Raw genomic sequence first — 22,649 nt, 5'->3', positions numbered from 1 at the left:
ATATGAAATTCTCTATTACGATTAACTAGTATCTAGTAACTACTAACTAGTAACTTTAATTTCTCAATTGCGTTTTTGCTATATTATGGGCGAATTTTATTTATAAGCAATACTCGGAGTTCTGAGTGAAAAAGAAAACATTTATTCTATTCCCGCTTTTAGCGATGTTCTTGTCATCCTGCCTGTTTGATACGGATGACGATGGCTTGTCCAGCTGGCTTTCTGACCAGGGAATGCCTAGCAGTTATAAAGTCCAGATGGTGACCGTAAATGACTTGAAACCGACGTCCGCTGAATTGTACAAAGATTCGCTCCCTCGTTCTGCCGGTGTTTTCGGAACGTTCGGTGCTTCTGCGGGCATGGTGCACGATGCTGTTTTTGACTTTGCTGTGGACAGTGCCTTCTTGGCAGATTTGAAGGCGGCTGATTCTGCAAAATCTTATTTGTCGCTTTACCTTTTTGATGCTGTTTATTGGTCTAAGGTTTTGCCATCGACGGTATTGCCTATTGAAGATGAAGTCAATGTCAACATCAGCTGGACCCTTTCTGAAAAGCTGACGGATGCCGAACTAAATGCCTTGGAAACGGTTGTTGATTCGGAATGGATTGATGGTCTTAAGTCTTGGAAGACGAAGAAAACTGCAGACACGACGGTTTCTGTTTCCATTACCAAGAAAGATTCTGTCCTGGTTTTGGATTTGCCGAGCGCATTTATTGACGACGTTCGCAAGAACTCAGGCAATCGCCGTTTGCAGTTGCGTGTATCTGCTCCTGAAGCTCCGCATGCCTATCGTTTCTACGGTCCGTCTGTAGGCCTCTTGGTTTCTCCGATTTTGTACATGGTGGAAATGGAAAAGGATTCCTATAGGGGTTATCGTTCTTTGCGTGCTGCAACGCTCATTTCGAATCGTGAAGAATGTTCAGATTGCCTTGTCTTGCATGGTGGCGTCAAAGACTCTCTCTTGGTGGAATTCCCGTCTAAGCCGATCATGAAGGCGCTGTCTGATTTTTACGGTGATGAATTCCCTTATGATGCAGAAGATGTTCGCCAGTCCGTTGTCATGGCTCAGGTGACGTTCTACAGGGATGATTCTAAAGGTAGTAATGAGCTTGACATGCCTATAGCTGTTGAAGCTTACACTTATACTGGCGATAAAGATAGTCTTGTTTGCAGTAGGGATAACTATTCCAAGTACAACGATTCTTTAATCGCAGAAAAAGGACATCCGAATCTTGTGTTCCATGACGGGGACTCGCTTACTCTGCAGGTCACTACGGGTATGCGCGACTTTATCAATAGGGCTAGCGACGGACGTTCCTTCAAGATGAAGATGGTTTTGGATCGCTCGCTTGTTTTGGACAAGGACGAGTATTTCTACGGCTCCAACTCCTACTACGTGAATAGTAAGGGAGACTCCGTTCGCGTATTCTTCCCTTATCCGGATTACGCTCGCTATGATTTTTCGTCGATCAAAAATACATCGACAACGCTTAAGCTGTGGCTTGCCTCGAAGCGCGGGGAGGAAGAATAATGAAAAAGTTTATTAGTGCTTTACTTTGTGTTTCGAGTTTTTCCTTTGCGTCGATGATTGGCCTTGAAGCTATGGGTCAGGAACAGATTGCGGGTGGCTCTGCCGCCATGGCAGGTCGTGGCTTTGCGGGTAATGCAAAGACCGGTGATGCCGAAGGCGTTTCTGTGGTGAACCCGGCTCGCCAGGCTTTTGATACCAAGGTCGTGTTGAACTTGAACTTCTTGCTTGATGTCTCGACCGCAGATCGTTCGAATTCCCATTTTACGAAGACGAATCTTTCGATGCCGTCCATGAACCTTTCGTTCCCGATGGGTGATTTTGGTGCGTTCGGTGTTTCGCTGTGGCAGCATTATGCCGCTTCGATGCGTGAAGATTTTGAAAATCAGGAAGAAAACCAAAAAGCGAAAATTGAATACCAGAGCAGTATTTATGAACTGGTGCCGACTTATGCAATTCGACTCCCATTCTACCGCGCGATTTCGTTGGGCGCCTCGGCTCATTTTGTGATGGGCAGCTATACTCGTGAACTTACGCTTGGTCCGGACAACTCTGAAATTGATGAGGCGGATGCCTGGGCTACGAACAACACCGATGTTTCGGATTACGTGAATGGGGACTGGGAAATCAAGAACCATCCGGCGTACTACACTTTTGCTGCCCAGTACCGCGGTCGTATGGCTTCGTATTTCTTCTCGTTTACGACGCCTTACACGCTCCAAAATGAATTGGAATACAACTTCAGGTACAGTGAAACCGATACGCTTGTTCCGGCTAAGCATACTCGTGAAATCCGCGTTCCGGCGATGCTTGCAACGGGTGTCAACTACCGCTTCAACAAGCGCCACAACGTGATGGCTGATATTGCATGGCGTGCCTGGGATAAGGATATCGAAAATGCTGCTGGTAGCTGGAATTTGTCCAAGGTGACCAAGACGCAGAATGATTTCAATATCTCTCTTGGTTACCAGCGCGATGGTAGCGATATTTTCTATGAATCATACTGGAATCGCATTACGTATAGAGCCGGTGTCTGGTTCAAGAACTGGTATGTTCAAGATGTTTCTGAAATTGGTGGATCCATTGGTGCTGGTTTCCCGCTCGGTCGAAAGGGAACGATGCTGGATTTGTCCATTCAGGGGGGCGTTCGCCTGACTGACGATGACCGCAACTGGAGTGAATCCTATATTGGTATACGTCTCGGTTTGCTCGGTGTCGGAAGTTGGGGTAAAACCCGTGGTCAATAAGATTCAACAGAAGGAGATCGAAATGGCTACTAAGAAGAATGAAGAGGAAGTAAAGAAGACCGTTACTAAGAAGACGGCTTCTACAAAAGTTTCTGAAACGAAGACTGTAGCGAAGAAGGCTACAGCTGAAAAGAAGCAGGCTGCTACGAAGAAAGCTCCTGCCGAAAAGAAGGTTGTCGCCAAAAAGCCGAGCGCAACCGTTGAAAAGGTTGCTGCTAAGACGGCTCCGGCAAAGAAGTCCACTAAGGCTAAGGCAGAAAAGGCTGAAAAGCCGGCTACAAAGACTGCAACGAAGACTGCCAAGGTTTCTACAAAGACGGAAAAGTCTGTTGCTGCTGCAAAGAAGGTCGTGAAGGCTGCTACGAAGGCAAAGAAGGTCGACGTTGAAGTTGTTGAAACTCCGAAGGCTAAGGTCGCTAAGTCCGCTGCTCCGGAAGCATTGCCGCAATCCTTCGATGCAGAATACCTCGTGCTTATGCAGAAGGATCCGAACTGGATGCAGGCCTTCTGGGAAGTTTCTGAAGAACGCATCAAGGCTGCCAAGAAGGGCAAGGGCAAGCTCGTGCTTCGCTTGTTCGACATCTCGAACGACTTGACCGTGAAGCGCAACAAGAAGCTCAAGTTCCACGATATCGAAGTTCCGGCAGACGCCCGTAGTTGGTACGTGGAAAACAAGGCAACGCAGAACTGCGCTGCAGCGCTTGGCGTTGTTGCCGCTGGCAAATTCGAACCGCTGGTCGAAGCTGGTCCGATGCAGACGTTCACGCTCGAAGGTTCCGAAGTGAATACAGATAACGTATTTGTTCGCGCTTCCCTCGGCGGTGCTACTCTCGGTGGTTTTGGCAGCTCGGGACTTTCTTCGATGTCTGCAAAGACTTGGCTTGAATCGCTTTCGAGCTCTTCGGGCTCCATGTTCTCTGGCGCACTTTCCAGTGCCGCTCTCAAGAGCAACAAGCTTGAACTCCCGAAGGATTCCGTGAACTACGGCAAGGACTTCTTCTTGTGGGTGAAGACCCGCTTGATCGTCTACGGTGGTACGCGTCCGGATGCACACTTGCAGGTGCGTGGCGAACCGTTCCCGCTCAACCCGGATGGCACCTTCAGCTTTGAAGAAGACCTCCCGGACGTGACGAAGATTATCCCTGTCTTTGCAACCGATAAGGATGGTGATTTCCCGACGACAATCGTCCCGATCGTGGTGAAGCGCACGGAATAATGGCAAAGCCTGGTCGCTTACATCTTTTGCTTCACGCACATTTGCCTTTTGTGCGTGAACCCTCTTTTGACCGGTTCTTGGAAGAGAACTGGTTTTTTGAGGCTATGGCGGAGACTTATTTGCCCGTCATACAGATGCTCAACCGTCTGGAAGAAAAGGGCGTGCCGGGCACTCTCAATTTGAGCGTTTCTTCGGCGCTGCTCTCGATGCTTACGGATAAGCTATTGCTTACCCGTTTTTCGGTGCATTTGCACAAACAGCTTGAACTGATTGAACGCGAAAAAGTCCGCTTCCAGGGCAATTCCGAGCTTATGGAAGTGGTGGATTTTTATTACCGCAGGCAGCTTGCGCTCATCAATACGTGGGAGCGCGATTGCGGTTGCGAAATTGTCCCTGCATTAAAGCGATTGGAGCAGATTGGAAAAATCAACTTGCTCACTTGCGTGGGGACGCATCCGTTTTTGCCCGCGTACCAGAACGATGTCGAAGCGATCCGCTTGCAGCTGAAGATTACAGTCCGCGCATTCGAAGACGCTTTTGGCAAAAAGCCTCGCGGGCTGTGGCTCCCGGAATGTGGCTATTTTGAAGGTCTGGACGCGATCCTTGCAGAATTCGGATTCAAGTATTTCTTCTTGGAAACGCATGGCGTGCTCTTGGCAAAGCCTGCACCGAAGTATGGCGTGTTCTCGCCAATCAAGACTCCGGCAGGGCTTTATTGCATGGGGCGTGAACAGAGCAGTTCCATGGAAGTATGGAGCCGCAAAACGGGCTACCCGGGGCATCCTGAATATCGCGAGTTCTTTAGGGATATTGCGCACGAACGTGAAAGCGAATATCTAGGCGATTATTTCTTGTCGGCGGGCACGCCTATTGAAACGGGTCTCAAGTACTACCGCATCACGGGAAGCGAAAATAAGGAGATTTATCGCCCGTGGAATGCGCTCCGCTTGGTGGAAGACCATGCGCGACTTTTTGTCGCCAATCGCGAAGCGACTGTGTCGAATTTGCTTCCGAACATGGATGGCAATAAGGTTTCGATCCTTTGTCCGTACGATGCGGAACTTTTTGGACACTGGTGGTTTGAAGGTCCGCTGTTCATCGAGAAAATGTTTGAACGCGCGGCAAGCTCGAGCGTGGTCGAGATGGCATCTTTTGAAGAATCGATGCGCGAACCTGCGGATACAGATGTTCACAATCCGATTTTCTCGTCTTGGGGCGAGGGCGGCTTTGGTGACGTTTGGATGAACGATGAAGTTGCTTTCCAGTACCCGATGTTTTTTAGAATGCGTAAGATGATGGACGATTTGAAGTCGCGCATTTCTAATGCAGGGAATGCTGTTGGGACTGCGCGCGGTTCAAAGGCTACGATGGTGAAGCGTTTCTTGGCGCAGATGGCGCGCGAACTCGTGCTGTTCCAGGCTTCGGACTGGGCTTTCATGATTCATAACAATTCGGCGGCGGATTACGCACGTGCCCGATTGAATGGTCATTACGAAAATCTCAGTGCACTTTATAAAGAAGCGGTCAAGGCAAATCCCGATACCAAGTTGCTCAAGAAGCTGGAGCAGAAGAACAATTTGTTCCCATTCATAGGCGAGTGCCTGTAGTTTTTAAAAAGGAGATGCCCGCTGGAGTTTATCCCGGCCTCTGAGCCGGGACGGGCATGACATCTTCTAATAACTAATGACTATTGACTAGTAAATCACAATAAAACTTTCCGTTTTGCTTTTGTTCCCGACGCGGAAGCGGTAAATGCCTGGAGCCATAATCGCTTTGACTTGGTCTTCTTGCAGGCAGAATGTTGTTCCTTCATACTTTTGCTGAGTGACTAAATCACCGCGCCTGTTACGGATTTCAAAGAATTTCTTGTCGCTGGGGAGTGGACCGAAGCAGAGTGCGCCATGTTTCCAGGGAACGGGGAATGCATGCGGATCTGAAGTGCTAGTGGTGATGGGGATGCTTTCGGATTTTCCGAAACGACTGAAAACCCAAGTGGTTGAATCGCATGTAGAAAAGAATGATGCTAAGCTATCCAGTGTTTTGTTGCTACTGATTCTATGGATCGTTGCCTCTGAATCGTGGTAAGCAATGACTGTGGCTTTACCGACAAAATTAGAAAGTTCTACATCTTGGGTGTTTTGCTGTTTGCTGAAAAAATCAAAAGCGAGACTTTCTAGTTCAGGCTTTATTAAGTCGTCTAAACGGTATCTGGCGGAAGCCCATTGCGATTGATCTTCGTTAATCCATTCCTTCTTTTGCAGTTTCTTGCTGCGTGCTCCAGAAAACGAAAGTCGAACTGCATAGTCATGGAAAACGCTGTCGGCGTCAAGCTCGTGTGCTTTTAAAGAAGCTTCGAGCTGCGATTCAAAATTTTTATTGGGGTTCTTGGAGAAGTTTTCCCAGATGGACTTGTCAAGATTTTTTGAAACTTTGTAGTATAGATAAAGGAACAAAGTAGATGCTCCGTAATTCCGGAATGTTGCGGAGAGCGGGTTCCCTGTTTTGTCGAAAAAGGATGGCAAATATCTGAGATAATCGTCTACTTCGGGGTTGGTAATTTCTTCAAAGCCCGTGGCTGAAGCTTCGAACCAGAATGTAGAATTGGAATACATGTTGAGGTAGGTTAGCTGTACAGCATGGTAAAATTCGTGGAATGCTGTAAGACGGATCCCTTTTGCCCATTCATTTGTGTAGTAATAATCGTGGGTGCTGTTATACAGAGGAATATCAGCCTTGGAATAATAACAAGTGTCTTTATCGACGATTATAGACTCTTTTGAAATGTTGTAAGTCGCGCCGTAATTGAAATCGTTGTCTAAGAAAATTTGTGAGGTTGCACCGTTGTTCATGGGAACAGTCACTGCAAAGCAGGCACCGCATGAGCTTGAACCTCCAAAGAAAATTTGTCCGTCTCGGACTTGGTCGACATCGATGATTTCGACGGGGTATAGACCGGCTTTAACATCTTGCTGAAAATGGTGGCTCTTGCTTGGACCTTTGGGCGCTTGCATCTTGATGTTGTTGACGTAAAGCTCCCATGCATCTTCAAAACTTGCTGCGGTAGAATCGGCAAACGCTTTGGTGGTGGCATGTGGACCCGTCAAGACGTACATCACCTGAAAATGTGGCGTTTCGATTGTGTAGATGGAATCGTAATAACTTTCGGGACTACATTTTTCGCTGCTGTAAAGCGAGGCGGCATAATGCGGGTCTTTTTGATATTTTATCAGATTCTCGATGACTTTTGCGGTTCCGCAGCCATTTTCATAAGCATAGGCGATGCCTGACACACAAATTAATGTGATGGCGAGAGAAAAAAGAGGTGCCTGTAAGATGTTGTGAAATGGAATTAAACGCATTGCTTATACAACTCCTGCGTTTTTGAGAATTTGCTTTGCCTTGGCGGTGATTTCGGCGGGAACCGTCAGCTGTTTTTGATGGTGTGGCTTGATGCGGGCGTCGATAATCAAGGGCGCCTTGCATTTCCAATGCTTGTTTTCGACAACTTCGTCGAGACCGTAAATGTCTTGTGCGGGGTCGGAGCGCGTGAACGTGAGCCAGAGAAAATCGCTCAAAATGTTGTTTGCACCATTGCATGCGTTACGGGCGTCTTCGTCGATGATGGAAATCCAGGGATAGTTCTCGCGGAATTCCCAGTGGGCGAGGGCGTTTTTGAGCTCGCAGAAAGTCTCGGCTTTGTTGAGAGTCGCGGGCGTCTCGTTGAACGCCGGACCTTCGATCATGAGCACGCCGGGCATCACGATGGTCGCTTTCTTGAAACCTTGCGGGAGTGCAAGAGTTTTTAAATCGCTCGGATTGTTGCGGAGCTCGCGAATTTTGGCGCCTGCTGCTGCAATCACGACTTTGGAACCGTGGTTGAGGCTTGTGCCGGTGTAGTCGAGCGTGTCGATGGTCGTCGCCGTCTGGAAATGTAAATCGCGGTCGAAGTGGACACGTTCAAGAACGTGTCCGAAGAACGCTGGAATGTTGTTTACATCGAGGCTCGCGGCGGTTTCTTTTGCTATGGCATTCGCGTCAGTAGAAATGCCCGCGGCATTCCCGTCAGCAGAGTCTTCTTTTGCCGCGATAAGCAAATATTTGGTAAGGCTCGCCTGGTTGAATCCGAGCAGCGCGTTCGCCGTCTTTAAAAGTTCCATCGGCTCGCGTTCTTCGGGGCTGGCGTAGGGTCGGAACGCCTCTGAACCGAGCGCTAAGCAAAGCGGGTGTACGCCAGCATCATCGACCGCGTGAATCCCGTAAACGCCCGGGAGCGAAGCGGGAACCATTGGCTTTGTGATCGCGTGAATGTATTTCCCGAACAGCGTATCTTCTTGAGGCGGGCGTCCAACGACCGTGAATGGGAAAATGGCGTTCTTTTTGCAAAGCACTTTTGTGACTTTCATACAAGGGAAATCGTGTTTGCCGGAATAATAGCCGATGTGGTCCCCAAATGGACCTTCGGGTTTTAAACCGGGTTCGAGTTCTCCTAAAATACAAAAATCGGCATCGCTAGAGACAAGGTAACCGTCATGTTCAAAGTAACGGAAACGGCGGTTGCCGAGCATGCCTGCAAACAAGAGCTCCGAGAGGTTCTCGGGCATGGGCATCACGGCTGCAAATGTGTGCGATGGAGGTCCGCCAATGAAAACGCTTACCTTGAGCGGGCGACCTTCTTCGAGAGCCTTTTGGTGGTGCCTTGCAATGTCTCGTTTGATTTGGTAATGCAATCCGCATTCTTCGTTCGGGACGTACTCATTGCCTGAAATCTGGATACGGTACATGCCCACGTTCGTTTGCATGATGCTTGCATTTTCACTCGGGCGTGTGGCGACTTGCGGGAGCGTGATAAACGCTCCGCCGTCTAGCGGCCAGCTGACCAGCTGTGGCAAGTCGCTAAGGCTGCATTCTTCGAAGTCCTTGATGCTGCCGGAGCGTCTCGGCAAAGAATTTATTCCGGCGAATCCCGCCTTGAACAGTTGTAGCGGGTGCTTGAAAGCGTTTTTGAAAAATTCGACCGGATTTGATTTGAATTGGACTGCGATTTTTGTCTGCTCAAAGCCATCTCGGAACAGAAAATTGAATCGTTCGTCGCTTCCGAAAATGTTGCAGGCGGCGCGAAACTTGCTCCCTTTGACATGTTCAAAAAGAAGTGCTGGGCCACCTTGCCTAAAATTTTCCCTCGCGATTTCGGCCATTTCCAAGTGTGGATCGACTTCGGCGTGAATACGTTTGAGCATTCCTGCTTTTTCCAAATCCAGCAGGGCCTGTTCGAGGGACTTGTACATGATGTTATCCGGCGGTTGCGGACTGGTCTAACGCTTCAAAAGCCTGCGTTTTCTTCTTTGCTTCAATAAATGCGATTTGTTCGCGAGCCATTTCTCTAGCCTTCATGGCGTAAACCAAGCTTGCGCTGTTCATGACAATTGCGAACGTATCTTCAGCAAAATCCTTGCATCCCTGGAACGAGAGGTCGTCAAAGCAGGTCGTCATTCCCTTGACGGAATCAAACTTGTGCGTGGCGGTAAAACCACGGAATGGGCCTTCACCAAGGCGTACTGCGATTTCGATGACGTTGTTCGTCTTGCCCGGTGTGACCGCTCCAATGATGCCAGTCCAACTTAATTTTCTGAAACCCGCCATAATGGTGTAGCGGATAAACTCGCCAGATTCAATGTTCTTGGGCAACGTGTAGTATAAAACGGCGTTCGTTCCGACGGACAAGGACATTGGCGCATAACGCAAAATATCAAGCGTGTCCGAAAGAGTGCCGTATTGCCAAGAAGTTTGACTGAATTTTACCATGCCGTATAATGTAGTAAAAGATGAAACGGAAAAACGGGAATATTATGTTTTTATACCGAAATTTTTTTAATTTTGCATAAAATTATGTTTTCTAAAAAGGACAGAGATGCGTCTAGGCTTTGTTGTACTTCACTATAATGTTGTCGCTGAAACAGAAAAGTGCGTCGCATCGATCCTGGAACGGATTGATACCGATGATTTTGAGATTGTCGTTGTCGATAATTGCTCTCCGAATAAGTCTGGGCCTCAAGTAAAGGCGTTGTTTGAAGGCAAAGCTCATGTGTCCGTCATTTTGAACGAAGAAAATCTAGGCTTTGCACGCGGAAACAATGTGGGTTTCCGCTTTTTGAAGAACGAAAAGAAGTGCGATTTTATCGTGATGTTGAATAACGATACGTACTTGATTCAGGATGATTTTTACAAGGTCATTCTGGATGAATATGAGCGAAGCCATTTTGCCGTTTTAGGTCCTGAAATCCACTGCCCGAACGGGATTAACGCAAACCCTGTCAAAGACAAGCTGATGACGGTTGCAGAACTCGAGCGCAAAAGGGCGCGCTGGCGTAGAATCCGCGTGAGAAACATTTTGCATTTGGGCTTTTTAGACACTTGGTACTCGTTCATTGCTGATCGCCTGGGACCTGGGCCGAACAGCTACCAACCCGCTAATGACCGCCGCCAAGTCAATGTGGAATTGCACGGCTGTTGCCTTGTGTTTTCGCCCGACTATGTTGCCCGTTACGACGGCTTGAATTCGGGAACGTTCATGTACCAGGAAGAAGATATCCTTTACGCAGAAATGCTCCGTGACAAGATGCTCATGGTTTACAATCCGGCGTTGAAGATTTACCACATGGAAAACGCATCGACGAATTCGGTCTGCAAGGGATCCCGTAAAAAGAAAATATTTGTCTATACAAATTATCTAGCTTCGTCTGAAGTCTTGCTGAACGTTCTGAAAGATATTGAAAAGGTGCATTAATGTCTTCTGCTGAGAATGATCAGAAATTTTTGCTGAAAAGTTCCATCCTCAACATTATCGGCGCTGTGCTTAAGGTTTCTGGCCCGGCGTTGAATTTTGTGGTGGCGCGTTATTTTGGGAAAGAGGCTTTTGGTATTTATATATCCACCCAGCTTTGGGTGTCGATGATGAGCCGTGCAGCTGTGCTTGGCTTGGACAAGGGCTTGACTTGGTACGTTCCGCAGAACAAGCTTTATAACCGAGTGGCTCATGAAGGGATTGCTCAGTCGCTTCGCCTTGGTTTTTATTATGCGCTCCTTGTGTTTGCGGTGATTGTCGTGATGGCTTTGACGGGCTCTTACACGATATTCTCGGGGCTTGAATCGCTTTCTTCGACGGAAATAATCCTGTACATCATGTCCATTGTCCCGTGGGTGTTTAACTTGATTTTTGCGGGGGCGTCGGAAGGAAATCGTAAACCGCAGTATCGCATATTCATTAACGATTTTGCCGTTTTTACCTTTGCTCCGCTTTTTGCCTTGATTATTTACTTTATTACGGGTGACAAGGTCTATTCGCTTCCGATCGGCTTGCTGTGCGCCAATTGCATTGCGGTCTTGATTTATATGCGCTTGATGCCGCGCCAGTTCCCTGGAATGAAGTGGCTCTCGTCCGAAAAAATTCCCAAGGCGCTGCTCTCGTTTTCTCTGCCGATTGGCTTTTCTGAATTTGTCGTCGCGTTCTTGTTGAGAGCTGACCTTTGGATGGTCCTCGTGTTGCTTGGTCCTGAATACGCTGGTGTCTATGCCATCATGGTGACGATTTCCAATGCGATTAAGACGGTGCGCCAGAATTTCAATTCCATCCTCTTCCCGGTTGTGGCGGGAATGGAACCGGAACGAATGAAGCAGGGACTTCCGCATGTGTATTCTTATTGCGTGTCGTTGATTTCGACGATTCAGATTGGCATTGGATTCTTTATTGTGCTTTTCCCGGAAGAGACCTTGATGCTCGCCGGTAAATCTTTTGTTCAAAACCCGGAAGTTCTTGGAATTCTCCTTTTTGCAGGACTCTTTGATGGGTCGTTCTGCTTTACAGGTATGGTGCTCAATGGAATGGGCAAGAGCAAGTTCTTGCTGAAGTTGAATGTCTATTCGCTTATTTTGGCGGTGTCCATGAACTTGTTGCTAATCCCGAAATTTGGCTTGGTTGGTGCTGCGATTTCGACACTCAGTTTCCAAATTTTCCAAGGCATTTGGATGAACGCCGAGCTTTTGAAAAACGGAATTTGGCCTTATCGCCGTGGATTGTGGGTGCAGTTTGCGTGGGCGATTGCTCTGCTTATCCTGTTTGTGCTCCTGAATACTGGATTTGAACCTGAAATGTGGCAGAAAATCGCCATTTTTGTGGTGACTACCGCATCTCTCGTTTATCTGGTCATCAAGCGAGCTGCCGAAAAACCGCCAAAAAATGTATAGCCTTGCACATTGCGGAGCGTAATTTCGTAAATTATGGCAATGATTCCTAAAAAATTACATCTGATTTGGTTTTCTAAGAATAACGCCCCGCTTTCCCCGCTTTCGGAACTTTGCGTTTCTAGCTGGAAAAGGCATTGCCCCGACTACGAAATCGTAAAGTGGGATATTGATAAGTGCAAGGATATTATTGAAAGTATTCCGTACCTCCGTGAAGCGGAAAGCGTTTCCAAATGGGCTTTTATTAGCGATTACATCCGTCTTTATGCGGTTTACCACGAGGGTGGAATTTACTGCGATACAGACGTTTTCATGTACCAGAGTTTTGATCCGTTCCTGAACAACCGCTATTTTTCGAGCATTGAATTTACTTCGCACTATAAGAAAAACAGGTCCTGGAGATTCTTGAACGAAGACGGAACCAAGAAAGACCCGAACCAGATGGTAATTCCGGGGATTGCTTTGCAGGCAGCAATTTTCGGTGGCGAGGCGGGGCACCCGTTCCTTAAAAAGTGCATGGAATATTACGAGACGGAAAAGTTCATTTTGCCGAATGGCGAATTGAATATCAAGAATATTTCGCCGTGCGTTTATGCCCATGCCGCCCAGCAGTTTGGCTTTGTGTACAAGAACGAAATGCAGAAACTTTCCGAAGGGATTACGATTTACCCAGGCGATGTGTTCTTGCCGAGCATTAATGAATCCAAGGTCAAGCCTTTTGCAATTCACGTGACGAACGGCAGCTGGCGCCCGCTGTGGCAGCGTATCAAGGGCTTTCTCAGGAACGCCCCGCGAGGCTCTGTCGAAAGTCGACTCGCTGCTTACGAAAACAAGGAACCTCTTAAGCTTCAAGGGTAATTATGCCTTCTGTGAAATATCTTTTTGTGTTGACGAGTTCCCCGAAGGACTTTTTCTGCGAGCAGACGCTTGTGGCGATTGCTTCGCTGCGCGTCCATAACCCGAATGCGTTCGTGACGCTTTTGACCGATGACAAGACGGCTGAAACTCTGACGGGACCGCGTGCGGTCTTGAAGGACGCTGTCGATGAACTCAAGGTCTTGACGCTTGATGAAAAGTTCACGCCGATGCTTCGTTCTCGTTACCTCAAGACGGTGATGCGCAATGTGGTCGATGGCGACTTCTTGTACATGGATTCGGACATCGCGATTGTTGATGACCTCTCGATTCCGGACGAATGGCGCGGTGGCATTTATGCGGTGCTTGACTTCCACACGAATCTCTCGAAGGCGATTAACCGTAAGAAGGTCTTGAACAACGCGAAGATGATGGGCTTCTCGCCGATTTTGAACGACGAAATTTTCAACGGGGGCGTGATGTTTGCCGCCGATACGCCGGAAGCCCGCGAGTTCTTCAAGACTTGGCACGAACTTTGGCTTTACTGCGTTTCCAAGAACTTCCCGTACGATATGGCTTCGCTTGCTGAAACTAATTTCAAGTTCGGCTACGTGACAAAGAAGATGGATGGCGGCTGGAACTGCCAGCTTGCTTATGGCAATCGCTTCTTGCCGACGGCGAAGGTGTTGCACTTCTTCGGTTCGCGCATTATCGATACGCGTGGCCGCAAGGTGCCGGAATCGATGAACATCTTTTTGCCGAAGATTTTGCGCAAGGATTTTTACACGAACTTGAAGACCCTCCCCGTGACGGTAAACGCGGACAAGTCCATTCACATCAACGAGTATTACGATGACGTGATTGCGCACGCAAAGGATGCGTTCATGTACCAGACGAACAAGGTCGGTGCTGCTGGCGCTTACATCATCCGCTCTTACGCGTTTGCAAAATCGCTCGCCTGGCTGTACAAGAAAATGCCTTTCCTCGTGAAGCCTTTGGAAATCCTGGGCAAGCTTTTCTAAAGATTCTTGGAGTAAAACGACATGGAAAACGTTCACATTCCGATTATCCTTTCGAGCGATAACAATCAGATCAATGCCATGGCTGTTGTTATGACGTCTGCTATTGAGACGGCGGGCGAGGGGACGTACTACGATTTTTACTGTTTCCTTTCGGATAATGTGACCGAAGAAAATCGAAATCGTTTATCGCAATGTGCGGATACCCCGCGAAAGAATTGTTCCGTGACGCTTGTGGACATGTCGCCTTATTTCAAGGATAATGCAATCCAGTACAGTGGAAAGGTCGGGATGGTGCATTCCGTGACGACGCCTGCACTTTACCGCTTAAAAGCGCCGTCGGTATTGCCGCTTTTGGATAAGGTTCTGTACCTCGATACCGATACGATGGTGCGCACGGATTTGCGAGAACTTTTTGAAACGCCGATGGACGGAATTTACATGGCGGGCGTGCCTGTCGTTTGGGCGCAAATTAAAAAGAGCGATCGCAATCGCTGGCTCAAACAGAGTGGAATTCCGGGCATGGACTTTTACGTGAACAGCGGTGTGCTTTTAATGAACCTTAAGGCCATGCGCGAAGATGGTATTGAAAGCAAGTGCTTGGCGCTTGTGGGCAAAAAGGAATTTGCGCCGCTTGATCCTGCCGACCAGCTGATTTTGAATTACGTGTGCTATGGCAAAATCGGCTTTATCCCGTGCCGCTACAACGTGACGATGAGCAACATCAAACATGCAAAGCGAATGACGGCGCTCTATTCAGCCAAAGAAGTTCGCGAAGCGTTTGACGACCCGTCCGTGATCCATTGGACGGGTGCTGGCAAGCCCTGGAAATACTACGATGTGCTCTTGGCTCACGAATGGTGGCGCCGCTATATGCAGTCGCCGTTCAAGGATGTCCCGCTGAATCGCGGGACAAAACCGGGAACGCTTGGCAACTGGTGGCGCCTCCTGAAGAAAGTTTTTAAGTAACTCTCTACAGTTTCATCACGCGCTTCATCTCGAGATTTTCGTAGCCTTCGGGGCAATGTGTCGAAAGGTAGACGGTCGGGTTGTTGGCAACAAATTCGCGGACACGGTCGAGCGTTTCGCGGGCGGCTGCAATGTCTTCAAAGACGATGCTTAATTTGTTTGCCTTAAGGGCGGCATCGCAGTAGGTTACGTCGCCATGCATCATGTAGAAGAGTCCGTCGTTTTCGGCGACGATGATGCTGTTGCCTTTGGTGTGTCCCTTCGCTTCAATGAAATAGATTCCGTCTGCGATTTTTTCGCATTTCGGGAAGTTGTGGTAAGGTCCGTCCTTGTAAGTGCAACGCACGATGTTTGCGCCTTCGAGTTTCATGGCGTCGGCATCTTCGGGCGAGACAAAAACCTTTGCATTCGGGAAATACTGGATGGCTGCGGAATGGTCCGGATGCTTGTGCGTGATGAGAATTTTAGTGACCTGCTCGGGCTTGTAACCGAGTTCCGCAAAAGCCTGGGTGTAGTCCTTTAGCTTTTCGCCCATGTAAAGCGGAGCGCCGAGCTTCTTTTCGGGTGCTGCGAAGTCGTTGACAAATCCCGTATCGACAAGGATGACTTCGCTCCCGGTGTCGATGAGAAAGTTTTGCAGACTGCTGCGGTAGATGATCTGTTCGTCGAACTTGTCCTTGCCTTCTTCACCGCCAAAGGCAAACGCCTGGTTCATGAAACCATGGTCAAACATGCGTACGGCTTTAATTTCCATATGCTTCCCCTTCTGAAAATGTATGCTTTTATACCAATATATACTCAAAAGGTCCCAAATCAAAATAAGGCAATATTCCAAATCGGATTTTTTGCGGAATGTGGCGGACTTGAGGGCTGGTAAGCAAAAAATATGGGCGTTTACGGGGGTTGCCCGGCGGTTGAAAGAAAAATTTTTCAGGTTTAGTCTTTGCAGATGGCGCAAGATTTCTATTTTTGTACGTGGAAAATCCTTTTCTATCCAGGAGTCTTATATGGGCGGCTTTTGTGGTGTTATTTCCAAAGAAGATTGCGTTTGCGATCTCTTTTACGGAACCGACTACCATTCTCACCTTGGCACTCACCGCGGCGGTATGGCTGTTTTGAAATCGGATGGTGTTTTCCATCGCTCGATTCACAACATCCAGAACACTCCGTTCCGCAGTAAGTTTGAACACGATTTAACCCATTTTTCCGGCAAGGTTGGCTTAGGCGTCATCTCTGACACGGACCCGCAGCCGCTCGTCATGACCTCCAAGCTGGGAACGTTCGCGATTGTGACTGTTGGCCTCATCACGAACATCGAAGATATTAAGAACGAACTTTTCCGCAACAACTGCATGCAGCTCCAGTTCTCTACAACGAGTGGCATGGTCGGTCCGACCGAAGTTGTTTCAGCGCTTATCGCTACGCAGGATTCAATTATTGACGGTCTCAAGTACGTTCAGGACAAGGTGAAGGGAAGTTGCTCCGTGCTGATTATGGATAGCGCGGGGCGTTTTTATGCCTGCCGCGACAAGTGGGGCCGTACGGCTGTAATCCTCGGTAAGAAGGATGGCGCTATGATTGCCTTGCAAGAAAGCTGTGCACTCCCGAACCTCGGTTACGAATACGTCCGTGATCTTGGTCCGGGTGAAGTGGTAGAGCTCACGCCGGATGGCGAAACAACGCTCGTTCCGCCACGCAAGAAGATGGCAATTTGTTCGTTCCTCTGGGTGTATTACGGTTACCCGGCATCGAGCTACGAAGGACGTAATGTTGAAATGACTCGCTATCGTTGCGGTTCCGCTCTTGCGAAGCGCACCCCGACCGAAGCCGATGCCGCTTGCGGTATTCCGGACTCCGGTACGTCTCACGCTTTGGGCTACGCTCACGAAGCAGGCATCAAGTTTGCCCGCCCGTTCGTGAAGTACACGCCGACTTGGGCACGTTCGTTTATGCCGCAGGACCAGCGCCAGCGCGAACACGTCGCCTCGATGAAGCTCATCCCGATTCCGGGACTCATCAAGGACCGTCGCCTCGTCTTCTGCGACGACTCCATCGTTCGCGGAACTCAGCTCGGTAAGCAGGCTGCAAAGCTTTATTCGATGGGCTGCAAGGAAACGCACATGCGTATCGCTTGCCCGCCGCTCGTTTATCCGTGCAAGTTCATCAACTTCTCCCGCTCCAAGAATGAATACGACCTCATCACGCGCCGTTACATTCGCGACCAGGAAGGTGAAAACGCCGATCTCGACAAGTACACCGATCCGAATGGCCAGCCGTACAAGGACATGGTCGAATACATCCGCAAGAAGCTGAACCTCACGTCGCTTGCGTTCCAGCGCATTGACGACTTGATCCAGGCTATCGGCCTCCCGGAAGAAGACCTTTGCACTTACTGCTGGACTGGCAAGGACTACGCCGAAACGGGTGACTGCTATCATTGCCCGTGCCATTGCCACGACAAGGAAAAGGAAGAAGACAAGTAGTGTCATTCCCGCCTCCGAGCGTGAATCTCCTATTAGAGTCTCTTGTAATTAAAAAATCCGACCTCATGCGAGGTCGGATTTTTTTGTTGCTAGTTTTTAGAAAAAGCGTATTATTCATGCCGAAAACAGGCAAAATTCTTGAAGAGATGGGTGTGCAAATCCGTCTTGCTCGTATGCGTCGTAAAATCCCGGCTGCGCTAGTTGCGGAACGTGCGGGAGTCAGCCGTGCATCTGTTTGGGCTGTAGAAAAAGGCTCTGCGGCGGTCGCTATCGGCATTTACGCTGCTGTTCTCCATGCCATTAACGGCTTGGATAAAGACTTGCTTAAGATTGCTGCTGACGACGAACTCGGTCAAAAGCTTCGTGACATCGAACTCCTGAATAAATACCGCAAGGCGAAAGCTTTGGGTTGAAAATAATGTATATTACGAGTATGGTCAATTCAAAGGCGCTCCTGTCGAACGATGGAGAATACATATCGTTTTCGTTTAATGGGCGGACAATCCGTTTCAAGGGGCCATATAGTCTCGTCAAAATTGCGAAAGTCAAGGAATGGGACAATGGCTACTTGGTGATTGATGCCATCTATAAGCATAGCCAGAACGAACTTGTCGAGGACTACATTGACTTGGTCCCGATACTAGAGGACCTTTACATTGACCCGAAAATTTTCTTGCAACCGATAAAATCAGTCGAGGTAGGGGAATGTCCGAGCTGCAGCTTAAAGAAATCGCCGACAAAGCTGACATGATTATCGCTAATTATTCGTTCACTGTTACGGAAAATGGTGACGTGAAGATTCTTTACCTGAGCAATCCCGATCAAGCTTGTGTGCTTAACAAGGATGGCGATATGATTAAATCCTCGATGGATGATGCGCGCCTTGCTCTTGTTCAGGCGTATTATTTGAAAAACAAGGATTTAATTGGTAACGATTAATGCCAAAGTATTTTCCATTCAAGATTGCGGGCTATTACCTCTATTTCACGATGGCATGTGTCGTCGAATGTATCCACGCCCACGCAAGCGATACTAAATTGACTGAAGCGGGATCCGCAAAGTTGTTCATAAAGTCGGATGGTGATACGATTGTTCAAAAGCGCGGGACACTTTCCGACAAGGAACTTGCGACTATCCAGAAATACATCAAGAACAACTATTTGACGATGTTCGAAATGTGGTCGCAATATTCGGAACATGGTTTTTATGGCGAAAATAAGTAAATGTCAAAAATTAAGTTGATATAAAAAGAGGAGCTCCGTTAGGAATTCCTCTTTTAAAATGGATTTGTACGGTTCCATTAAAGCTTCGCACTACCCATTCAAGTCGGGTTGTGTTTGTTGCCTACTTCGAAGGAACATTTTTAACGAAAATTTGCTTTGCTGCTCGCTTTGTAAATTTTTTGATATATATTTGTATTATATGAATATTATGGGTAACAAAAAGATATGTGGAGCGAATCTGAAAAATGATTCGTTAAATGTCGTTACCCCCCCCCAGGTAACTGTAGTTTACAAAATTCGTGCGTTAGAGGACAAGGCGATTTCCGAGAAGGGAACCGCCCTTTGGACGTTTGTTCAGTTTTGAAATGGATAAATAAAAAAACATCAAGCTGTATAGCGAAGGCAATGAGGTAATATTATGAGCATATCAATGGAAAAATACCAACTTTTGAAAGAGAAATTTGGGAGTCTTGCTAGTTGGGCTCTTTGGGATAAAGCAAGCGGAAATCCAAAATCAAGAGAAAATGTTGGCTCTATGGAATGGGCTAGTGATGAAGCAGCCTTGATAAAGAAAATAAAAACGAAATTTGTTTTTGTTGCATTTAATGGGTCTTCACAACATAATGGAAAAAATGGTCATGAACAGAAAATTTCTTGGTCAAATTTTCATAGTGGTTATAAATATGGCAGGGATCATAAACTCCGCTATGCAGTTCTAGGAAGTGCTGCAGAAGGTGCTTACATTACGGATTTAATTAAGAATGACAAATCGAAGACGGCAAAGGAAAGGGTTAATAAATACAAGGAAAATAGAGCCTTGCTTGAAAAACATATTGATACACTAAAAAGGGAGATAGAACTTCTTTGTGGTAAGAAAAAGCCGTGCTTGATAGCTCTTGGTCGTGATACGGAAAATTTCTTAAGACAGTCTCTTGAAAAAGAGGGCTACAAAATTTTTTTCTTGTCCCATTACTCGGCGACAACTCCCAAATTTGACGAATATAGAGAACAACTAAAAGAAATATTGGATAGCGTAGGATAAAAAGGCTAGAAAAAATGGTTAGAAAAATTATTCCGTTATTAGTGTTTCTAGGAATGACTGCACCTTCTATGTCGCAACTGGTTGAATGCATATGGACTCAATACTGTGATCATGAAGATGGATGCTTCTATATATGCAGTGATGGTTATTATCGAAATGGCTCAACGAGGTTTTTCAAATATTCGTGCGAAAATGTGAATGACTTGTATAACGAAATGCCAAATTGTAACGCTATATATGAAAAAATAAGACGAGAGAATAATGAAAGAAAAAAAAGGCAATCGGAAAATTATGAAACGTACGCTCGAGAAGAGGGAAAAAGGTGTGATTTAGGTCAAGCTTATCAAATGTCTGTATGCTTGAAACTGATAGGTCAATTTTACATAGACAAAGTAAATGAATTTCTTGTGAATGGTCAAAATACACCTTTGATTGATAAGATTGATTTTTATAGCGGACGGGATTCTATTAATGCATATAAGTATTCGTCCGGCAATTGCTTTGATTTTTTTTCTTATAAGGATATTGGTAAAGGGAAAGGATTAGAAATTTCTTTGACAGATGCAGGAACTAGAAGTTGCTTTGTATTTGAAAAAAATCGATCTTCTTGCAAAAAGGGAATGAAAATTTTATTGAAAACATCATTTAAAAACGGCAAACAGGACAAAGTTGCTGACGAGTGTGATTTTTGGAATGATTGTGAGAAGGTTGATGGAATGGTCCTAGATGGAGTTTCATGGAATATTCCTGGCAAGACCAATTGCGATGCTGCGTTGAAAGAAAGAATGAAGGACAAAACTCTTGATATAAGGAAGAAATTCAAATGAGAATGTTGTTTGTTTCATTTTTGTTGACTTCGCTGGCTGTATCGCTTGCATTTGGAGAGGTAAATCCGAATTCGGTTCATCCTGGTTATAAAAAGGCTATTGACAATGGTGATATTACCACAGCAGTGAATTTAAGACGTAATGGAGTCAGTGACATCTACTGTCCCGCATCACTTTCTTCAGGAGACGCGGTAAAGCTTTATCGCAATGAACTAAGAAATGCTCCTGAGACGATAATGGAAAATTGCAGTCCAGAATTTATTGAAAAAATTGCTGTGAAATCATGTGCAAATCCAAAAAATATCAAGCTGTGTAAAGCCATATTGGGTAAAACGAACATCTGGCAATGGAACCCAATGCTGGAGAAAATTATTGAAAACGAAGTGTATAATGAAAGTCCGTATTTTAACGAGGAAATGGAGAAAGCGTTTTCTTTTCTTATAGACGGTTATGAATTTTATAATCCTTTTTCATGGCCCTCCTCAATTCTGTCTTTGATGGAAAAGGCAAAAACTATTTCTTCAAGCGAACATGGAAAAGGAGTATCGTCTTGTTTTGCCAACATGCCTTGTTATGCGCAACTGATTACGAATCTTTATGTAGAAAAAGGCTTTATTTATGATGAAACAGCTCGGTTTGCTTGTCGCGTCCATCCTGGGATAGACAAGAAAATTAGCGAAGAAAAAGGATTGAATATTTTAAATTGTGATGACATATTCGCTTTATATTCTGATAAATGTGGTACGACACCGCAGATTGTTGCGAAAAACCGCCTTGACGGTCAAGGTGGCGTATCGTATTATAAATGTGATGGAGATGCAAATGGGTGGCATAAGATCGATTCCGTTGAAGCGGGGAAGGGAGCTGACCCCTGTACTGATGATAGGATTGGAGAGCTAAAGCGAAGCGAACTAGATTCTAGTAGAATATTTAGATGTGGAGAAAACCATCAGTGGGATACCTATGCATTCAGGATAGGAAATGTTGAAGTCGCTCCTCATAATTTAGATGTGGGTGGAAAAACGTTTACATATGAAAATATGTATTTTGAAGAAGAAAATCAAATAGAAGCTTGGAATAGATATTCTCAAAATTGGGGACATATATATGGAAAGTCAGATCTTCATAATGTTTGCCCTGATGGTTGGAGACTTCCGAATGAATCTGATTTAAAAGAAATTAAGCGACAGATCGATTCCAAGCAAGCGGTATTTCCTTATGTTAATTATTCATATGAAGACCCTACTGGTAATGATGAGCGTGGATGCATAGATATGTATGGGAATAGCGTTCAGAGGGATACTTCTTTGTGCGTAATTACAACATCCATAACATCCTTTAGTGATATTACATATATTCTTTCAGATGATGGTAAACGGGTGAAATATTATGATGTTCATCCTAATCGTTATTGGGGTATGGGGACAAATGGAGAAGCCTTCGTTTATGGAGCTGATAGCTTTACAAAAATAAAAGAGGTTCATATTGAAGGTTTGAATTTTAACCGTTGCCATTGCCGTGATGATTTGAATTTTGTTCGTTGTGTCAAGTCTGTCAGCAATCTTGGAAAGGTTTCTGTTCCTGCAAAGAAAAATCCATCTGTTGTTGCAACGGCTTCCACTGCTGATGATGAAAAAGACCAACGTTCGACTAGCCTAAAAAGTCAAGATCAGGGACAGATTGATGCAGAAGATAATCAAAAGCAGGAATCTGCAAATGCTGCCGTTGAATCCGCAAAGCAAGATGAATCTACAATAAATACGACAAAACTACTCCGTATTATTGTTTCTTCTGCGGCTGTTCTTGGAGGTGGTGTAGCTGCATTGGTGTTCGATAAAAAGGCGAAAGACGCAACGGCGACTCCGCCGACCAACGAACAGGAATTCAAAAAAGGGCATGACGAAGGCAAGCAAAATCAGAATGTTCGAAACTTTTCACTGGGTCTTTTCGCCGCAGGGGTTGTGGCGCTAGGCTTCTCTATCTTGTTCTAGGAGAATTGCT

The 22,649-nt window shown here is 46.5% G+C and carries 22 protein-coding genes; 17 read left to right on the top strand and 5 right to left on the bottom strand.

Annotation, left to right across the window (positions count from 1 at the left end):
* Positions 1–125 precede the first annotated feature (125 nt).
* The 4 genes from BUC30_RS02715 to BUC30_RS02700 are packed head-to-tail and all read left to right on the top strand — an operon-like array spanning position 126 to position 5,599.
* Complete coding sequence (locus BUC30_RS02715; protein WP_073423409.1) at positions 126–1,532, top strand: hypothetical protein; 1,407 nt, start codon at positions 126–128, stop codon at positions 1,530–1,532.
* Positions 1,532–2,776: a hypothetical protein gene (locus tag BUC30_RS02710; protein WP_073423408.1), complete on the top strand. Its 1,245-nt coding sequence runs from the start codon at positions 1,532–1,534 to the stop codon at positions 2,774–2,776. Before BUC30_RS02715 ends, BUC30_RS02710 begins: the two co-directional genes overlap by 1 nt.
* Before the next feature lie 22 nt (positions 2,777–2,798).
* The gene (locus BUC30_RS02705; RefSeq protein WP_073423407.1) at positions 2,799–3,992 is read left to right on the top strand and encodes a DUF4912 domain-containing protein; all 1,194 of its coding nucleotides are present in this window, start codon (positions 2,799–2,801) and stop codon (positions 3,990–3,992) included.
* Positions 3,992–5,599, top strand: a complete 1,608-nt coding sequence (locus tag BUC30_RS02700; protein ID WP_073423406.1) for a glycoside hydrolase family 57 protein — start codon at positions 3,992–3,994, stop codon at positions 5,597–5,599. Before BUC30_RS02705 ends, BUC30_RS02700 begins: the two co-directional genes overlap by 1 nt.
* 87 nt (positions 5,600–5,686) lie before the next feature.
* Here the strand turns inward: BUC30_RS02700 and BUC30_RS02695 are convergent, their stop codons facing one another.
* From BUC30_RS02695 to BUC30_RS02685, 3 genes are read right to left on the bottom strand one after another with little or no spacing between them, the layout of a single operon-like run.
* Positions 5,687–7,351 (bottom strand): hypothetical protein, encoded by a 1,665-nt coding sequence (locus tag BUC30_RS02695; RefSeq protein WP_073423405.1) that lies wholly within the window; start codon positions 7,349–7,351, stop codon positions 5,687–5,689.
* Positions 7,352–7,354: 3 nt separating this feature from the next.
* The gene (locus BUC30_RS02690) at positions 7,355–9,277 is read right to left on the bottom strand and encodes a UbiD family decarboxylase (protein WP_073423404.1); all 1,923 of its coding nucleotides are present in this window, start codon (positions 9,275–9,277) and stop codon (positions 7,355–7,357) included.
* 4 nt (positions 9,278–9,281) lie between these two features.
* Complete coding sequence (locus BUC30_RS02685; protein WP_139260770.1) at positions 9,282–9,794, bottom strand: hypothetical protein; 513 nt, start codon at positions 9,792–9,794, stop codon at positions 9,282–9,284.
* Between the two features lie 106 nt (positions 9,795–9,900).
* Between BUC30_RS02685 and BUC30_RS02680 the strand changes: the two genes are divergently transcribed.
* Genes BUC30_RS02680 through BUC30_RS02660 form a run of 5 tightly spaced genes read left to right on the top strand, consistent with a single transcriptional unit; the run spans position 9,901 to position 15,073 of the window.
* On the top strand, positions 9,901–10,776 hold the full coding sequence (locus tag BUC30_RS02680) for a glycosyltransferase (RefSeq protein WP_073423402.1): 876 nt from the start codon (positions 9,901–9,903) through the stop codon (positions 10,774–10,776).
* A complete protein-coding gene (locus tag BUC30_RS02675; protein WP_073423401.1) occupies positions 10,776–12,233 on the top strand; it encodes an oligosaccharide flippase family protein in 1,458 nt (485 codons plus the stop codon). Before BUC30_RS02680 ends, BUC30_RS02675 begins: the two co-directional genes overlap by 1 nt.
* A 33-nt stretch (positions 12,234–12,266) precedes the next feature.
* The gene (locus BUC30_RS02670) at positions 12,267–13,088 is read left to right on the top strand and encodes a glycosyltransferase family 32 protein (protein WP_244536455.1); all 822 of its coding nucleotides are present in this window, start codon (positions 12,267–12,269) and stop codon (positions 13,086–13,088) included.
* A 2-nt stretch (positions 13,089–13,090) separates the two neighbouring features.
* A complete protein-coding gene (locus tag BUC30_RS02665) occupies positions 13,091–14,107 on the top strand; it encodes a glycosyltransferase family protein (RefSeq protein ID WP_073423400.1) in 1,017 nt (338 codons plus the stop codon).
* A gap of 21 nt (positions 14,108–14,128) precedes the next feature.
* A complete protein-coding gene (locus tag BUC30_RS02660) occupies positions 14,129–15,073 on the top strand; it encodes a glycosyltransferase family 8 protein (RefSeq protein ID WP_073423399.1) in 945 nt (314 codons plus the stop codon).
* A gap of 4 nt (positions 15,074–15,077) precedes the next feature.
* On the opposite strand, the gene BUC30_RS02655 is transcribed toward BUC30_RS02660, so the two are convergent.
* Both BUC30_RS02655 and BUC30_RS16265 read right to left on the bottom strand, forming a co-directional pair.
* Positions 15,078–15,827 carry an MBL fold metallo-hydrolase gene (locus tag BUC30_RS02655; RefSeq protein ID WP_073423398.1) on the bottom strand — a complete coding sequence of 250 codons (750 nt, stop codon included), beginning with the start codon at positions 15,825–15,827 and terminating at the stop codon, positions 15,078–15,080.
* A 28-nt stretch (positions 15,828–15,855) separates the two neighbouring features.
* Entirely contained in the window at positions 15,856–16,212 is a 357-nt protein-coding gene (locus tag BUC30_RS16265; RefSeq protein WP_244536454.1) for a hypothetical protein, read from the bottom strand.
* Between BUC30_RS16265 and BUC30_RS02650 the strand changes: the two genes are divergently transcribed.
* From BUC30_RS02650 to BUC30_RS02615, 8 genes are all read left to right on the top strand, one after another.
* Positions 16,180–17,556 (top strand): amidophosphoribosyltransferase, encoded by a 1,377-nt coding sequence (locus BUC30_RS02650; protein WP_244536453.1) that lies wholly within the window; start codon positions 16,180–16,182, stop codon positions 17,554–17,556. The genes BUC30_RS16265 and BUC30_RS02650 overlap by 33 nt on opposite strands.
* Before the next feature lie 116 nt (positions 17,557–17,672).
* Positions 17,673–17,969, top strand: a complete 297-nt coding sequence (locus BUC30_RS02645) for a helix-turn-helix domain-containing protein (RefSeq protein ID WP_073423396.1) — start codon at positions 17,673–17,675, stop codon at positions 17,967–17,969.
* Positions 17,970–17,989: 20 nt separating this feature from the next.
* Entirely contained in the window at positions 17,990–18,307 is a 318-nt protein-coding gene (locus BUC30_RS02640; RefSeq protein ID WP_073423910.1) for a DUF7724 family protein, read from the top strand.
* Entirely contained in the window at positions 18,262–18,495 is a 234-nt protein-coding gene (locus tag BUC30_RS02635) for a DUF7723 family protein (RefSeq protein ID WP_139260769.1), read from the top strand. The genes BUC30_RS02640 and BUC30_RS02635 overlap by 46 nt, the downstream gene beginning before the upstream one ends.
* Complete coding sequence (locus BUC30_RS02630) at positions 18,495–18,779, top strand: DUF4160 domain-containing protein (RefSeq protein WP_073423394.1); 285 nt, start codon at positions 18,495–18,497, stop codon at positions 18,777–18,779. The genes BUC30_RS02635 and BUC30_RS02630 overlap by 1 nt, the downstream gene beginning before the upstream one ends.
* Before the next feature lie 430 nt (positions 18,780–19,209).
* Positions 19,210–19,821, top strand: coding sequence for a hypothetical protein (locus BUC30_RS02625; protein ID WP_073423393.1), 612 nt, complete (start codon positions 19,210–19,212; stop codon positions 19,819–19,821).
* Between the two features lie 14 nt (positions 19,822–19,835).
* Positions 19,836–20,648 (top strand): hypothetical protein, encoded by an 813-nt coding sequence (locus BUC30_RS02620; RefSeq protein ID WP_073423392.1) that lies wholly within the window; start codon positions 19,836–19,838, stop codon positions 20,646–20,648.
* Positions 20,645–22,639 (top strand): hypothetical protein, encoded by a 1,995-nt coding sequence (locus BUC30_RS02615; protein ID WP_073423391.1) that lies wholly within the window; start codon positions 20,645–20,647, stop codon positions 22,637–22,639. The genes BUC30_RS02620 and BUC30_RS02615 overlap by 4 nt, the downstream gene beginning before the upstream one ends.
* Positions 22,640–22,649: the final 10 nt, after the last annotated feature.

The organism is Fibrobacter sp. UWB7, assembly GCF_900142945.1.
In the GTDB taxonomy this organism is placed as follows: Bacteria; Fibrobacterota; Fibrobacteria; order Fibrobacterales; family Fibrobacteraceae; genus Fibrobacter.
This window is presented reverse-complemented; position numbering and strand designations above follow the sequence as displayed.